This window comes from Echinicola strongylocentroti, from assembly GCF_003260975.1.
In the GTDB taxonomy this organism is placed as follows: domain Bacteria; phylum Bacteroidota; class Bacteroidia; order Cytophagales; family Cyclobacteriaceae; genus Echinicola; species Echinicola strongylocentroti.
The window spans coordinates 5,107,916-5,125,171 of record NZ_CP030041.1; the positions used below are offsets into that span (position 1 = coordinate 5,107,916).

Consider the following 17,256-nt stretch of genomic DNA (forward strand, 5'->3'; position numbering starts at 1 on the left):
TTTTTTAATTGGAAAAGCCAAGAGGTGTCAAAAAGCATCATGATAAAAACCTTATCGACTTCAAAGCGTGTCAGCGCCCTTACTGAAATCCTTGGGCAGTTCACCAAATTGCTTTTGGAAGCATTTTGAGAAGTAAGATGGTGAGTTGAAACCTACTTTTTCGCTGATTTCTGTCACGGTATAGTGTCCCTTTTGGAGCATTTCTGCTGCTTTTTTCAGCCTTACCAGTCGGATGTAACCGTTGGGCGTCATTTTAGAAACCCCTTTGATTTTGCGTAGTAGGCTGGATTGGCTCATGCAGAGGATATCTGCCAGTTCATTGACACCAAAGCTTTCATTGTCGAGGTTTTCGAGTATTGCTTCGTTGGCTTGGAATAGGAATTCCTCATCTGCTCTGGTATGGGCGATGGTCTCCACATTGACCATTGGCTGATTGGCAAAGGCCTGGCGGACCTGATCCCGATAATGGAGTAGATTTTTGATCTGTAAACTCAAATGGTCCATACTGAAGGGTTTTTCGAGGTACACATCAGCACCCATTTCCATGCCCTCTATTTTTGATTGTAAGGTGTTTTTTGCCGTCAGCATAATGACAGGAATATGACTGAAGTTGACATCGGACTTGAGGATGTCACAGAAAGTAAATCCATCCATGACAGGCATCATCACATCAGAAATGACGAGGTCGATCGGTTTTTCTTTTAACTGCTGGAGGCCTTCTTGTCCGTTTTCTGCTCGGTAGATATGGTATGCTTCTTTCAGCTGATCATATATGAACTTTTGTAGCTCCTTATTGTCTTCCACGATAAGAACAGCCCCTTTTGACGAGGAAGGTTTGGGCTGTTTTTGCACTTTTTTCTGTTCGTCCACATCACGGTCCTCTATAGGGGAGGCTGTGATCTTTATGGTGTTTTTTTGTTTGACAGGGAGCTCCAGTATAAAGGTGTTTCGTCCTTTTGGGTTGCCGGGGTCTACCTGCAGTGTGCCGTCATGCATCTCGGCAAGAGACCTTGCAAGGGGAAGTCCTAGACCTGTGCCTGATGCGTTGTGCTTATTGGGCTCACCTCCAACTTGGAAAAACGGCTCAAAGATTTTTTCTCGGTTTTCTGGACTTAAAAGGTTGCCGTCGTTACTTACGATCACTTTGAAATGGGCATCAGCGAGAGAAATGACCATTTCCAGCTGTGCGGTGCTTTCTGCATTTTTGATGGCATTGGAGAGGAGGTTGCTGATGATTTTGGTGAAAGCCTCCCGGTCGATATCCGCGAAGAAAGGCTCTTCTCTTTTTATAAAGTGGAAGTTGATGTACTGCTGTTCGGCGCTGCCTTTGAAGCGGATATAAATACCTTCCAGTAACTTTCCTATTTCACTTCTGGTAAAATTCAGGGTAAACCCCTTTTTTTCCGTTTTTCTAAAGTCTAACAATTCATTGCTCAGTTCGATCAGCCTATTGGTGTTTTTGTTCATGATCCATAGGCTTTCTTTGACTGTGGGGCTGATGGAATCTTCCTTTTTCAGGATACTTTCCAAAGGGCCTTTGATCAGGGTTAGCGGTGTTCTGATTTCATGGGTGATATTGGTAAAGAATTCAATTTTTGATTGGTAGACTTCACGTTGTTTTTCATCTTCCAGACGCTTGAATGCTGCCGCTTGTCGACGATGGATACGATCTTTGTAGAACTTTAAAATGAGGAACATCATTAAAATAATCAACACCGCATAAAGTATATAAGCCCAATTGGTTTTCCAAAAAGGCGGAAGTATGGTGATGTGCAAGGTAGCTTCACGATTGCTCCACTCCCCAAAGATATCGGCTGTTTTGACTTTAAGGGTATAATCACCAGGGGGCAAATAGGAGTAGTTGATGCGTTGGTTTTGGGGGAGGTAGGTCCAGTTTTTGTCGAAGCCTTCCATTTTATAGGCATAGGGTAGGGCATCCGATGCTGTATAGCTTAGCGCTGCAAAATCAAAACTCAAAGAAGATTGGTTGTGGTTAAGTGTGATTGCTGAGGTTTTGGTAATAGATGCGTTAAGAACCGGATCTTCACCACCAATAGGCACTGGTGTATTAAAGACCTGGATACCCGTAATGACTACCGGTGGATCATACTCGTACGGTTCAAATTCCCTCGGGTCAAAGGAAATAAAACCATTGAGGCAACCAAAATAAAGTGTGCCGTCTTTTGCCCGATAGCCGCTTTTATAGTTGAAGGAGTAGGGCATTAGGCCATTGTCCTTGGTAAATAGTCGGTACTCGGTAGTCTGGGGGTTAAATTCCAAGAGGCCGCGATTACAGGTGATCCACAGGTGACCTGAGATATCTTCCAGAATTTTATAGATACTATTGGAAGGAAAACCATTATCGGTGTTAAAAACCGTGAAGTCATCGCTTTTTTCATTGTAAATACAAAATCCGCCTCCTTCCGTGGCGATCCAAATCCTGTTTTGACTATCCTCGTAAATATTGATGATAGAATTGTGTGGCAAGGAATTGGGGTTGTTTGGATCTGGCCGGAATGTTTTTATGTTGCCCGTCTCAGGGTTATAGCGAATCAGTCCATTGGAATAGGTGCCCAGCCACAAGTTGCCTTCATGATCTTCTATCATGTCATATATGAAACGGTTTCCGATTTCATTGACAAAATTCACCGTATTGTCCTCTTCATTGAGTTTCAAAAGCCCTACCACAGTTCCTAGCCATACTTGTTTGTTGTTGTCTACAAGGAGACTGTGCATTTCATTGTCATCAGGTGTGTTAAGTTCGCTATGGATTCGAAAGTTTTCGATCTTGTTGGTGTTGAGGTTGATGCGGTTTAGTCCGATCGCAAACGTCACGGTACCTACCCAAAGCTCATCATCTTTTCTTGCCAGTCCATGAACATTGTGGTAAGAAAGACTTTCAGGTGAGCTGTTGGGAAGATAGACGGTATACATGTCTGATTTGGGATCGTAGTGGTTTAGTCCTGCATCTTCGGTGCCTATCCAAATGGTGCCGTTTTTGCCTTCTTCAAACTCCCTGACACGCTGTCCACTGATGGTGTTGGAGTTGGGGATGGGGTAGTGTTTTTTGAACTTGGTGGGATGGTTGGGGAGAAAATTCAATCCTCCAAAATAAGTGCCTACCCACATTCCTCCTTCTATATCCCGTTCGATGCAGTAGACGGCATTGTCGGAAATGGAGTAGGGGTCGTTCAGGTTTTCCGTAAAATGGTTGAATTTATTTTTTTCGAGGTCATAGATGAAAAGGCCTGACTCCGTAGCGATCCACAGTTCATTATCGGAAATTTTGCAGAGATCTCTAATGAAGAGGTTCTTTCCATTAGGAGCTTTGGTAAGTAAGGGAGTAACTTCCCTGCTGTTTTTATCCATTACCCAAACGCCTAGGTCCTTGGTGCCCAGTAGTATATTGCTGCCGTGGTCTTCCATTTGTAGCACGGCGGCTTTTATCACCTCAGGATGGGAAAGGTATTGTTGGAATTTTCCGGATTCAGGAAGGAATTTATGGACACCGAGCCTTGAATTGGCTACCCATACTTCTCCTTTTTCATCTACCAAAACATTAGTGGTATTATTGTCATGGACGCTGACATTGGTTTGACTGATTTCTTGATGCTGGAAGAGGGAATCGCTTTTCAGGTTATACCGAAAGAGCCCTCTGCTGTTGACAGCAAAGTAGATATTACCGTCAAGGTCTTCGGTTATTTCACCCACTGTCCCGTCAATCTGATTTCCCTGATTTGATACTTTATCGAAATGACGAAATTGTTCTGTAGATGAATTATAGGTGTACAAGCCGTGCGCAGTTCCCACCCAGATGGTTTCCCGACTATCCTCAAACAGTCCATAGATAAAGTTGTCTCCTAGACCTGATCCACTCCTGGCTTCTGGACTGAAAACCTTAAAATTATGCCCATCGTAACGGTTGAGTCCATTTTTGGTACCAAACCACATGAAGCCCTGCTGGTCTTGAAGGATGGAAAAAACAGTACTTCCCGAAAGCCCCTCCTCCATGGTGATGTGCTCAAAATAATAGTCTTGGCTTTGGCCAAAACCTTGCAGGAGGATTCCTGCACAACATACTAGTAATAGTGGAGCAGTTTTGATAAATGATCGCATAATTGACCTTTCTGGGTTTATTCGGTGGATAAATGTACTAAAAAGCCTTTCATCAGCAGGTAAGCTTACTGTGAAATTGCATTTTGGATGGGGATTTTGAAGGAATTTTAGGGAGGTTTGACGGATTTTTTTCATTCAAGGACCCTGTCTTGCAGATTGAATTTAGCACAATATTTTGGAGCTGACCTCAATTCGATATTGATAGAAAACGGGTATGACCCCATTGCAGGCTCTCTCGTTTGCAAATGAAAGATGGCCTTACTCTGCTAAAGCATTTAAAAAAATGTCCCAAGTTGCATTTATATCTACCGTTCCTATGGAACTTAACTTTTTGTTTTTTACGATTTATGATTATCCGCAATGATACCAGTAATCACAGGGAAATGAAATAGGTGCTCACAGAAAACATGGAAATCTCAGAAAAACCTTATTTCATTCTGGGTGTTCTGTCCGTTCCGTGAGTAGTAAAACCTACTGGTAATAAAGTGGATAATCAGATTACAATTTTAGGTGCAGGTTATTCCCTACACCTTCTATATGATCCTCTGCCATAAGCTGTCTAGAAGTCATTTACACCCCTAAAAGCCCTTAAAAAGCATCTATTCAGCTAATAGCAGGAAATGTTACATTATATGAAGGATTTGTGATAAGGCCTTGATTATGGCTGCTGTAGATTAGCATTGTAATAAGAATTGCTAAAACCATTAAGTCAACTGGTTTTTGATGAAGTAGTCAATAGCAGTACAAAGGTATTGGCCATTAATAACCTTGTAAAATCCCAAAATAATGAAATATTTATCCTGCCAACAATTCATGTCGATGATAAAGCAAGGGATCTTCAGAAATGGATTTCGCCAACTCCCTTCGCTAGGAATGACCAATAACGGCAAACAGTGGCCGCTAACCCTTGCGGTTTACCAATCACCGCAGCTAATTTATGTAGTAAGCCATTAAGATTGACACCGGGGAGCCTGCTTATGCTACCCTAGGCACCACGCCAAAAGACGCTCCTCTGACTATTCATTATTGTATTTACTGCTAAGATGTTGCTTTCACTACGACTAGTGGATGCAACGCATAAATGTATGCTGGTGTGCAGCAGCGTGTGTAGAAATCCCGAGCTGTATCACTATGGTAACAGGTAAAACCAACTGCCTGTTTGGAAAATGAAGTATTAACCTTAACCCAAAATCTATTAATTACATGAAAGAACAATTACAAAGAAGTAGCAGTTTGATTGTTATCCTGCTATGTGTTTTGGTGTTTTCTGCAGCTGCCCAATCGCGTCAGGTAGTAGAAGGCACCGTAAAAGAAAAAGACTCCGGGCAGCCCATACCCGGTGTCAGTATTCTGGAGAAGGGCACTACCAACGGTACTGTGACAGGTATTGATGGAGAATTTAGATTGGAAGTAACTGGTGACAATCCGGTGTTGCGTGTCAGCTTCATCGGTTATAAGACACTGGAAACTGAAATAGGAAACAAGAGTGACTTTGACCTTCATCTAGAGAGCGAGCTTGGTGACCTGGAAGAAGTGGTGGTGGTAGGTTATGGCCAGCAGAAGAAGGAATCGATTACAGGTTCTGTGGCCAATATCACCAGCCGTGACATCGAGCAGGTACCTACTGCCACGGTAGGAGGTGCCCTGGCGGGGAAGCTGCCGGGCCTTTCATTTCGCCAACCTGATGGACGACCGGGCGCTGGAGCACAGCTGAGAATTCGTAATCTCGGTAATCCACTATATGTAATAGACGGTATCCAGAAGGATGAGACACAGTTCAATAACCTGGCTCCAGGAGACATAGAGAGTATATCTATTCTTAAGGATGCTTCTGCTGCGGTATATGGTTCACGCGCTGCTAACGGTGTAGTGGTGGTCACCACTAAGAGAGGTAGCCGTGGAGAAGAGCCTCAGATCTCTATCAATGGTTATTACGGCATCCAGAACTGGTCCAGGTTCCCTGAAGGTGTAAATGCCTACGAATGGATGCTTGGTCGCGCAGATGCCGACATGAACCAGTTCGGAAGTACCAATATCACCCGTGATGAGCTGGACAAGTGGCAGGCTGGAACAGAGTATGGCTACCGTTCATTTGACTGGAGGGATTTTATCATCCAAGGTAACGCACCGCAAAGCAATATCAGCGCGAGTGTGTCCGGAGGATCCGAAAAGACCAATTATTACTTGGCCATTACACGGTTTGACCAAAAATCGGTGTTCAGTGATGAATTTGAATTTAACAGGACCAACCTGCAGTCGAATATCACTACGGACGTGACTGATCGTATTACGGTAGGACTCCAGTTGAATGGTCGATTGGAAAACAGGGAAAACCCAGGCGTACCGGGTGGCGATGATTACTGGCAGCCAAGGTTTGCATTGTTCAGAAACCGGCCTACAGAACGGCCATATGCCAATGATAATCCGAATTACCCAGCAAACATCAACAATATTGAGACCAATTGGGCATTGCTTAATTATGACCGGACTGGATATTTTACCAATTATTGGAAAAACTTTCAAACCAACTTCACTGCAGAATATGACATTCCGGTGGAAGGGTTGAAAGCAAAAGGACTCTATTCCTATTATTATGCTGATCAATATGAAAATACCTTCGAGTACACCTATGATGTATTTGATTATATCCCCGAGGACGATGAATATATCAGAACAGGTGGAAATGATAATCCTTACAGGGACAGGAACCAACGTAAAATTGAAGAAACGGTAACACAACTTCAATTGAATTATGACCGTGTATTTGCCGAAGATCATAAGCTGGCGATCCTTGGATTGTACGAGCGTATCCAAAGAAGGGACTATAGAAACTTTATCCATTCCGTACCTACTAATAACTACCTTTCTCTGGTCCAATTTGCAGATATGGACCAATATGATGATTACGATTATGAGGAAGCAAGGATCGGTTATGTAGGCCGTATCAATTATGAATACAAAGGAAAATACCTCTTGGAAGTTTCTGGAAGGTATGATGCATCATGGAAATTTGCCCCAGACAAACGATGGGGTTTCTTCCCGTCCGTTTCTGCCGGATGGAGGATCAGTGATGAAGCGTTCATGGATAACCTATCTGCCAAGACCAATTTGGACGAATTGAAGCTGAGGGTTTCCTATGGTGAGCTGGGGGATGACAATATCAATGCAGGGATTGATTCAAGCGATCCACGTTATATTGGGCCATTTGATTACCTGAAAGGTTATAATTATGGTGTATCCACCGTGATCTTGGATGGTGAGAATGTACAAGGCTCAAGAAATACCGGTCAGGCGATCGATAACCTATCCTGGTATACCAGTAAGATGTTCGATGTGGGATTGGATTTTTCCTTTGGCGCTGGAAAGATCACCGGTACGATAGACTATTTCCATAGAAAGCGAGAGGGGCTAAGGGATATCAGGGATGACGTATTCCTTCCGCTTGAATTGGGCTATGGATTGACAGACGAAAACCTTAGCAGTGACGCTACGCTAGGTGGGGATTTTGGTATCAACTATAACGGAAAAGTGCAGGACCTTACCTTCAGGATTGGCGGTACCTTCGGTTATGCCCGTGGTAAGTTCCTGAATTCCTATAATCCTGCGTTTAGCAGCAGCTGGAACCATTACCGCAACTCAGGAGAGAACAGGTGGAATGGGATTTTCTGGGGATATGAGACCATTGGTCAGTTCCAGTCCCAAGAGCAGATCGATAACTATGACGTAAATATCGATGGTCAAGGAAACGGCACCCTGTTGCCGGGAGACCTGATTTATAAGGATGTCAACCAAGATGGCAAAATCGATGGTTATGATGAAAGGCCCATTGGGTACAGCCTAGAAGGGACGCCTAGCATCAGCTATGGTCTAAATATGTACTTTAATTATAAAAACTTTGATTTGACCATGGACTTCTCCGGTGGGTCATTGGCTTCTTATAACCAAAACTGGGAAATGAGATGGCCTTACCAAAACGGCGGTAACCTTTTGGCCTACATGTACGATGACAGATGGCACCGAGAAGATCCCTACAACTTGGACAGTGAATGGATCCCAGGTGAAAACCCGCCATTGCGCTATAATGCAGGAGGCCACAGTAACTACAACAAGAATTCTACTTGGTGGCTGACCAATGTGAAATACATCAGGATGAGAACGGCTTCCATTGGTTATACCCTTCCACCTAAAGTATTGAGCAAATTGAAAATAGAGCGTGCGAGGGTTTATTTTACTACCTACAACTTATTCTCTATCGATAATGTCCACCAGTTTGGTATCGATCCGGAAGTAAGGGATGAGAACGGTTTGCAGTATCCGCAAAACGTGAACATGAACCTAGGGTTTAATTTGACCTTCTAAAATGAGACTGACCATGAAAAAAATCATATTAAGTATATGCGCATGCGTAGCCTTGTTTACTGCATGTAATGATGAGGAATTTCTAACCCGTGAGCCACAGGATATCCTGTTGGAAGAGCAGGTTTGGGAAAGTGAGGATTTGGTATTGTCTGTTTTGGCAGACCTGTATAATAGAATTCCCGATTACCAACAGCTGGAGAGTTGGTGGAACTACACCAATTTTGATGAAGCGTTTGCTTCCAATGCCGGTGATTATTGGAGACACCAAAACCAAGATTACGGGTATGGAGACTGGGGGATGTGGGATTACGGATTTATCCGTGACCTTAACCTCTTTATAGAGAGTGCCGAGGCGGCTGATCAGCTTGACCCGAATGTAAAGGCCAGGTTCATTGCCGAAGCCAAGTTCATTCGTGCGATGTCCTATTTTGAGCATGTCAAAAGAATGGGTGGCGTACCGCTTATTTTGGAGTCATTGGAGTATGATTATAGTGGCGATCCTACGTACCTACAGTACCCTAGGGCCAAGGAGCATGAAATCTATGATTTCGTGATCGAAGAAATGGAAGCCATCAAAGGGGACTTGCCTGATGGAGGCACCGTATCCCGGGCCACAATGGGCGCTGCATTGGCTTTAGAGGCCAGAGCAGCCCTATATGCCGCCTCTATTGCCAACTATGGACAGACTACGCCTAACGTGTCCCTTCCTGGCGAAGAGGTAGGTATTCCCGCTAGCATGGCAGATGGTTACTATACTACTGCCTTGCGTGCAGCAGAAGAGCTGATGGGTATGGGTACCTACCAGTTGTACAATAATGATCCAGATCCTGCAGAAAACTTTGCCAATATTTTCCTGAACAAATCAGCGAATAACGAGGTGATTTTTGCCAAGGACTATTTGGTGCAGGCCCGAACACATTATTTCACCATCGAAACCATTCCGAGATCCCTTCGCGAAGAAAACACAGTAGGGGGCAAGTTGAACCCTTCACTGAATTTGGTACAATCTTTTGAGCTATTGGACAATACCTTTGCGCCGCTGCCTACTACTGATGAAAATGGTGATCCTATTTATTATGAAAACCCTGAGGACATCTTCGCAGGCAGGGATCCAAGGTTGGCCGGTACTGTTATCTTTCCGGGCGCAACCTTTCGTGGCAGTCCGGTAGATATCTGGGCTGGATGGAAAACCGAGGACGGTAGCTTGATTACTTCCGACCAGTTGGGGGAAGAGGTGAACTGCCAAATGGTGAAAATGACCAGCTAGTAGGCTTTGATGGTCCGATCCCTAACTTGGAATGGTCTGCACAGAATGGCTTTTATATCAGAAAGTTTGTGGATACCCAAGTAGGTTCAGGGCAGCGTGGAACAAGGAGTTCCGTATGGTGGATTCGTTTTCGCTATGCAGAGGTGCTGCTGAACGCCGCAGAGGCGGCATTCGAACTTGGTGATAATGCTAAGGCAGCCCAGTACATGAACGAGGTAAGGAGAAGAGCTGGTATGCCAGAGGACTTGGCTCCTTCCGAAATCACCTTTGATAGGATCATACACGAACGTAGAGTGGAGCTTTCTTTCGAGAACCATATCTTATGGGACTATAAACGATGGAGAATAGCACATCAAGTATGGAATGGTGAAGCGGTACCGCTTACCAATGATCCTAGCGAAGCACAAGCTATCAGTACCCGTGTATTTGGTCTGAATCCTTATAAAGTGTATGCACCGGGCACTCCTAACCATGAAAAGTGGGTGTTTGAGGAGTTTTTACCGACACCGGTATTTAACCCGCACCGATTCCGACTGGGGAATTATTATTCCCAAATCGGTGACGATGTACTGAACGGCAATCCGAAAATTGTCCGAAACCCTAACCATTAAGGATAAAAGAAGAACACATGAAAAAGAATATAAAATATCTTGCGGGACTTTGCCTGATGGCTTTGGGCATGAGTTCTTGTGAATATGACAACTACGACGAGCCTAAGTTACTTTTGGATGGCAATATCGTGTATAACGGAGAACCCATTGGCGTAAGCTATAATGACGTGTACTTCCAGCTATGGGAAGACGGTTGGCAGACCTTTGGAAATATTGGTGTGGCCATTGACCAGGATGGTTCATTCAGTTCCCTGTTGTTTGCAGGTGATTACAAGTTGATCGTCCCTGCAGATCAGGGACCGTTTATGAACTTGACCAATCCTGAATCAGGTTCTGATACGATTCCGCTGAACCTCACTGGCAGCATGAACATGGACATTGAGGTACTTCCCTATTATATGATCCGCAACGTGGATATTTCGGGCAATAGCAGTGAGGTGACCGCCAATTTTGGTTTGGAGCAAATCATCACTGATGCCAATGCCCGTGGTGTAAACGAAGTGGTACTTTACCTGAGCAAGACAGCCTTTGTGGATGGACGTACCAGTATCAGCTCTGCCAGGTTGGGCGGTGGAGATATTGCTGATATGTCCAGTATCCAATTGTCCACTGAGGTGCCGAACATGACGCCTACACAAGGTTATGTCTTTGCCCGAGTAGGGCTGAGGATAGAAGGAGTGGAGGATATGATCTTCTCATCTATCGAACGGATAGACTTCTGATGATAAGCATTATGTCATTGCAAGGAGCTTGTGACGTGGCAATCCCTTCTTCAAAAGGAAAGATTGCTTCACTGCGCTTTCGCTGCCTTCGCAATGGCGTAATCCAGTTCTCATTGCGATGCGGTAGGAGGCCATTTTATCTTATGATAGGAGGTGGCCTCACACCGTTCGCAATGATTAATTGGGCTGGATTTGTTATTGCCAATTGACCCTAAATCAAACCAAATTATGAGACCACTAGTATTTATCTTTTTGAATGTTGCCGCTTTTTTATCCATGGTGGGCTGCTCGAGCAGTGCTCAGGAGCCTGTTCCTGATCCTGTCGATGATGATGAAGACATCCAAGACCAATACACCAACCCAGTGTGGGAGCCGGTGCTAGCAGACCCCACGGTGGTGAAATCTGGAGATACTTTTTATGCCTATGGCACCGAAGACAATTGGGGCGATGAAGGTGGCTATCACCTGGTCCCCGTGATCAAATCAACAGACTTAATCCATTGGGAGTTGGTGGGGGATGCCCTGTCCTCCAAACCCACATGGAAGCCAGAAGGTGGCATTTGGGCGCCAGATGTCACCAAAGTAGGCGACCAATATTTTATGTACTATTCTTTTTCTACTTGGGGAGATGCCAATCCCGGGATTGGCCTGGCCATAGCGGACAGTCCTGAGGGACCTTTTGAGGATTATGGGAAAATTTTTGATTCCCAGAGCATTGGCGTAAACAATTCAATTGATCCCTTTTTTTATGAAGAAGAAGGTCAAAAATACCTGTTTTGGGGAAGTTTCAGAGGACTTTATATGATCAAGCTTACTGAAGACGGAAAGGCTACGGTGGGAAAGAAAGTCCGAGTAGCGGGCGATCACCTTGAAGCTAGCTATATCTTTAAGAAAAACGGTTTTTATTACCTTTTTGGCTCTTATGGTTCCTGCTGTGAAGGCGCCAATAGCAGTTACCAAGTCTGGGTGGGAAGGTCAGAAAAGTTAGAAGGCCCCTATCTGGACAAAGCAGGCAACAAGCTCTTGGATGGGCACTATGGAGAACTGGTGGTCAAGGGAAACTTGGGAGATAGCGGTTTTGCTGGACCCGGCCACAATGCAGAAATCGCCACCGATAAAGAGGGAACCGATTGGCTGATTTACCATGGTATGCTAAAAAGCCACCCACGGACCAATAATGGCACCAATAGAAGGACACTCTTGATCGATCCGATTCTCTGGAAGGACGGTTGGCCGATGCTGGTAAGGCAAGAACCAAGTACCAAAGCCAACGATGGCCCAGTATTTTAAACAACTAAAAATGATCCCATTAAAGCCTATGCCTCCTTTAAGATATTTGATTTTCGGTTTTTTATGTTTAGTGCCTTTTGTGCTTAATGCTCAAGTGGAAACTGTTCTTGCTGACTTTGACAAGAAAGGAGACGCCACGGTGGAGAGTACCTCTAGTGGTTTGCTCGTGTCGTGGCCAACTGGAAATGCGCAACATGGTAAACTCGCTATTAACACCAAAAGTGGTCAGCCGCTTTTTGAATCCTTCCAGTTGGAGCGGGCGGGTGAACCTGTAGAACTTGCCAAGAGCATTGATCCAATGTTTTTACTAACAGTAGGAGAGCGTGATTTGAGCAAGGAAAGTGGTTGGAATATCTTTTTTGACCGTACCGCCTATAAACCCCATGAAACCTACCGGGTGCAGTTGGAAAAATCCCATTTCGAAGTAATGAGCGATGGGCAGCGATCGGTTATTAAAGTAGGCGATCTGACCGCAGGGAATTTTTCTGGCTGGTTAGAAGTGACGCTTTACCACGGCAGTCCTTTGGTCAATATCGCTGCTGTCATGCACACCGAAGAGGATGCCAAGGCTATCATTTATGATGCCGGCTTGGTGACCAAAGATCAAGCATGGAATGAGGTGTTTTGGTCTGATACAGAGGGGTATTTGCAGTCAAAGTCCGCAAGTCAGCAGGTAGGGGAAAGTGAAAATCTAGCCGTAAAGTACAGGACCATTATTGGCGAAAGCGAGCATGGGAGCATGGCGGTATTTCCTGCACCACACCAGTTTTTTTATCCTTTGGACAATGTGTACAACCTCCAATATGTATGGTCTGGCGAAAATTACAGGGATGAGGTAGATGGTTTTGGCATCGGCATCAGACATGACCTTATGGGAGACAACAGGCACGTGCCTTGGTTCAATGCCCCGCCCCACACCGATCAGCGGCTCAATTTCTTTGTTTACCTCAGTGACACCAAAGACGGGCAGGTCATGGAGCAGGTAAAGGAATTTACCAGAAATGATCAGTACAAACCATTGCCTGGTTATAGGACCATGGCCAGTCACTTTCATACCGAGCATATGGATGATATCCTTACCCATAAACCGGTGCCTAATATTCCCGGTCACGTGAAAGCCTTGCGCTCTATGGGGGTAAATATCATGCATCTGGGAGAATACCACTTGGCTGGAAATCCACGCGATCCGGGGCCTAGGAGATTGCCGGAACTGGATTTGATGTTTGCCGAATGTGAACGGCTGAGCACAGCGGATTTTCTGATGCTCCCCGGAGAAGAACCCAATTGCCACTTTGGTGGACATTGGATGAATATTTTTCCAAACCCCGTTTATTGGATCATGTCGAGACGGGAAGGAGAGCCTTTTGTGGAGGATCATCCAGTCTATGGGAAAGTTTATCGTGTAGGAAATAAGGAAGAGATGCTAAGGCTTCTGGAAGAAGAAAAGGGACTGGCTTGGACCGCCCACGCCCGTACCAAAGGCTCCACAGGTTATCCAGATGCTTATAAGGATGAGGATTTTTTCCACTCAGACCGCTTTAATGGTGCCGCCTGGAAATCACTTCCCGCAGATCTTTCCAATCCCAACTTGGGCCAAAGAGTCCTTAAATTAATGGATGATATGGCCAATTGGGGAGAACGAAAATATGTTATCGGAGAAGCAGACCTTTTTAAATTGGAACCGGATTATGAGATCTATGGCAATATGAATGTCAATTACCTTCAATTGGACAAACTTCCAAAATTTGAAGATGGTTGGCAGCCCGTGGTGGATGCGATGGAGTCAGGAAAGTTCTTTGTCACTACTGGAGAGGTGCTTTTGCCGGCTTTCGCTGTCAATGGTAAAGGAAGTGGAGAAGTGTTGAAGCTGGATGGCAGTGGAAAAGCCACGGTCAAGGTGAGTGCAGAATGGACATTTCCCCTCCAATACGCAGAGATCATTTCAGGAGATGGGGAGCAAGTGTATCGAGAGACTATTGACCTGAAAGCAACCCGTGCGTTTGGTGAAGATGAATTTACTTTTGAAGTGGACTTGAAAGACCGTACTTGGGTAAGGCTGGAAGTGTGGGATGCAGCAGTAAATGGTGCTTTTACACAGCCAGTATGGATAGAATAAGGGAGTGTCTAATATTTAGTGGCAAGTAGAAAGATGTGAGACTTGAGATAGGAGACATGGGACGTTGAATACGGAGCAACAACGTCTCCTCTTTTAGGAATCGGTAAGCGTAAAGAAATCAAACTTAATTAAACCTATTGATATGAATTTTAGTATGAAAAAATGGGCAAAGCTACTGTTAGCGGGAGGAATGGCCTCGCTAGTGAGCTGTCAAAATGCGGCGCAACAGCAGTCCAACGGAGTGGTAGCAGAGGAGATGAGTAACCTTCGTCCACCGGCTTATCCGCTGATTACGGTGGATCCTTACCTGAGTGTCTGGAGCATGGGCGATGAACTTAACGGTGATGCTACGCGTCACTGGACTGGAGTGGCCAATGACCTTCAGGGAATCATCCGTGTAGATGGGAAGTCCTATTATTTTTTGGGCGAGGAAATGACCGAAACGGAGACGGTACTTCCGCTGGCTGGATTGGAGGAATCGTGGAACTATTCACTCGAAAAGCCATCAGATAAGTGGAAAGAATTGGCGTATGAAGAAGGTAACCAATGGAAAACCACCAAAGGGGCATTTACCAATGGAGACGACAGCCCAGCCCCTAACCAGTGGAATACAGAGGACATTTGGGTCAGAAGGACGTTTGAGCTAGAAAAGACTGATTTTTATGACCTATTGCTCAATGTCCATCATGATGACAATGTGAAAATATACCTGAACGGTGTGCTAGCATATGAAAAGGAAGGCTGGGTAAGCACACCAGCGACAGTAGCGATCAACGAGGAAGCCAAAAATGCCTTAAAGAAGGGAGAGAACCTGTTGGCTATTCATTGCCAAAATACGACGGGTGGAGCATTTTTGGATGCGGGATTGGTCGAAGTGCTACAGCCCTCAGTAAGTATTGCCCATGCTGATCAGACTTTTTCAAAAGTAAATGCCACCGAAACATTATACTCCTTTGATGCCGGTGGGGTGGAGCTGGATGTGACGTTTACGGCACCCATGCTTCCCGATAACCTTGAAATAATGACAAGGCCTGCCAATTATGTGAGCTTCGAAGTACAGGCCAAGGATGGAAAGGAACATGAAGTGCAGGTGTATTTCAGCGCAGCAGGTAATTTGGCGGTAAATACCATGAACCAGCAGGTGACATGGGAGCGACCCCAAATAGCAGGCCTGAAAGCCATGAAAATCGGCACGAGCACCCAGCCGGTTTTAGAAAAGAAAGGGGACAATGTGAGAATCGACTGGGGATACTTGTACTTGACGGCTGCAGACCAGGAAAATATCACCTCCCAAATTGATGTGAATACCAACAGTGTGGCGGGATTTGCCAAGAATGGTAAGCTTAGTGATAAGGATGCCGACCAAAAGCCCATCGCATTGGATGATCAGATGATCACTTCCGCTTTTTCTTTTGATTTTGGAAAAGTAGGGGACTCCAGTCAGCATGATTTTCTGACCTTGGCTTACGATGACCTGTACTCGGTGCAGTTTTTCAATAAAAATCTAAAAGCGTGGTGGAAAAAATATGGAATGACCACCGAGCAGATGCTTCAGGCAGCACAAACTGACTATGCAAAATTAAAGGCTGCTAGCGAACAATTTGATAAGCAGCTGTACCAGGATGCTTATAATGCAGCTGGAAAAGAATATGCCGAAATGTGTGCACTGGTGTACAGACAGGCAGTGGCCGCCCACAAAACCGTGGAAGGTCCTGATGGAGAGCTGTTTTTCTTTTCCAAAGAAAATTTCAGTAACGGGTCCATCGGCACGGTGGACGTGACGTATCCTTCTGCTCCTTTATTTTTAATCTATAATCCTGACCTGCTCAAAGGGATGATCGAGCCGATTTTCTATTATAGTGAAAGTGGAAAGTGGGCCAAGCCTTTTCCAGCCCATGATGTGGGTACTTATCCGCTTGCCAATGGCCAGACCTATGGTGAGGACATGCCGGTGGAAGAGGCTGGTAACATGCTCTTGCTTACGGCTGCCATCGCCAAGGTGGAAGGAAATGCCGATTATGCCAAGAAGCACTGGGATATCATGACCACTTGGGTGGAATACCTTGCCAAAGAAGGATTTGATCCGGCCAATCAGCTGTGTACGGATGATTTTGCCGGTCACTTGGCACACAATGCCAACCTTTCTGTCAAAGCCATTTTGGCCATAGCAGGTTACGGTCAGCTGGCCGAAACATTGGGGAAAACCGCAGATGCTGAAAAGTACACTGCCTTGGCAAAAGACTTTGCCCAAAAGTGGATGGAAAAAGCCGAGGATGGTGATCATTATAGCTTGACTTTTGACAAAAAGGGGACGTGGAGTCAGAAGTACAACATGGTTTGGAATAAATTGTTGGGGCTGGATATTTTTCCTGAGGAAGTAGCCCAAAAGGAAATTGCCTATTACCTCACCAAACAGAAAGATTATGGGTTGCCATTGGATAGTCGTAAAAACTACACCAAATCAGACTGGGTGATCTGGACAGCGGCTATGGCGGATGAGGAAGCGGATGAAAAAGCACTTATCGAGCCAATGTATACCTATATTGACGAGACACCAAACAGAATCCCAGTCAGCGACTGGCACGAAACCACCAATGCAGAATCCGTTGGGTTTAGGGCTAGATCGGTTGTAGGAGGGTATTTCATGCCAGTGCTAAAGGATCAATTATTGAAAAATTAAAAATTATAAAGTGGGAAGGTGCTAATCAGGATTTGTAATCCCCATTGCCAATAAATTGGATTGGCAATCCATCATAATGAAATCAGGCCACCACC

At 45.0% G+C, this 17,256-nt stretch carries 8 protein-coding genes; 7 read left to right on the top strand and 1 reads right to left on the bottom strand.

The features are described from left to right. Positions 1–60 precede the first annotated feature (60 nt). Positions 61–4,116 carry a hybrid sensor histidine kinase/response regulator transcription factor gene (locus DN752_RS20165; RefSeq protein ID WP_112786633.1) on the bottom strand — a complete coding sequence of 1,352 codons (4,056 nt, stop codon included), beginning with the start codon at positions 4,114–4,116 and terminating at the stop codon, positions 61–63. A gap of 1,203 nt (positions 4,117–5,319) precedes the next feature. Between DN752_RS20165 and DN752_RS20170 the strand changes: the two genes are divergently transcribed. The 7 genes from DN752_RS20170 to DN752_RS20195 all read left to right on the top strand — a co-directional run bounded on the left by DN752_RS20170 (position 5,320) and on the right by DN752_RS20195 (position 17,161). Beyond that, the gene (locus tag DN752_RS20170; RefSeq protein ID WP_112785641.1) at positions 5,320–8,475 is read left to right on the top strand and encodes a SusC/RagA family TonB-linked outer membrane protein; all 3,156 of its coding nucleotides are present in this window, start codon (positions 5,320–5,322) and stop codon (positions 8,473–8,475) included. Positions 8,476–8,488: 13 nt separating this feature from the next. After that, positions 8,489–9,742 (top strand): RagB/SusD family nutrient uptake outer membrane protein, encoded by a 1,254-nt coding sequence (locus DN752_RS20175; protein WP_317048503.1) that lies wholly within the window; start codon positions 8,489–8,491, stop codon positions 9,740–9,742. 26 nt (positions 9,743–9,768) lie between these two features. After that, the gene (locus DN752_RS25270) at positions 9,769–10,353 is read left to right on the top strand and encodes a RagB/SusD family nutrient uptake outer membrane protein (RefSeq protein ID WP_317048504.1); all 585 of its coding nucleotides are present in this window, start codon (positions 9,769–9,771) and stop codon (positions 10,351–10,353) included. A 17-nt stretch (positions 10,354–10,370) separates the two neighbouring features. Then, positions 10,371–11,075: a DUF3823 domain-containing protein gene (locus tag DN752_RS20180; protein WP_112785642.1), complete on the top strand. Its 705-nt coding sequence runs from the start codon at positions 10,371–10,373 to the stop codon at positions 11,073–11,075. A 228-nt stretch (positions 11,076–11,303) separates the two neighbouring features. Then, positions 11,304–12,365: a family 43 glycosylhydrolase gene (locus tag DN752_RS20185; protein WP_112785643.1), complete on the top strand. Its 1,062-nt coding sequence runs from the start codon at positions 11,304–11,306 to the stop codon at positions 12,363–12,365. Between the two features lie 10 nt (positions 12,366–12,375). Next, positions 12,376–14,481: a CehA/McbA family metallohydrolase domain-containing protein gene (locus DN752_RS20190; protein ID WP_245949329.1), complete on the top strand. Its 2,106-nt coding sequence runs from the start codon at positions 12,376–12,378 to the stop codon at positions 14,479–14,481. A gap of 142 nt (positions 14,482–14,623) precedes the next feature. After that, complete coding sequence (locus tag DN752_RS20195; RefSeq protein ID WP_245949330.1) at positions 14,624–17,161, top strand: glutaminase family protein; 2,538 nt, start codon at positions 14,624–14,626, stop codon at positions 17,159–17,161. The last annotated feature ends 95 nt before the right edge of the window (positions 17,162–17,256 follow it).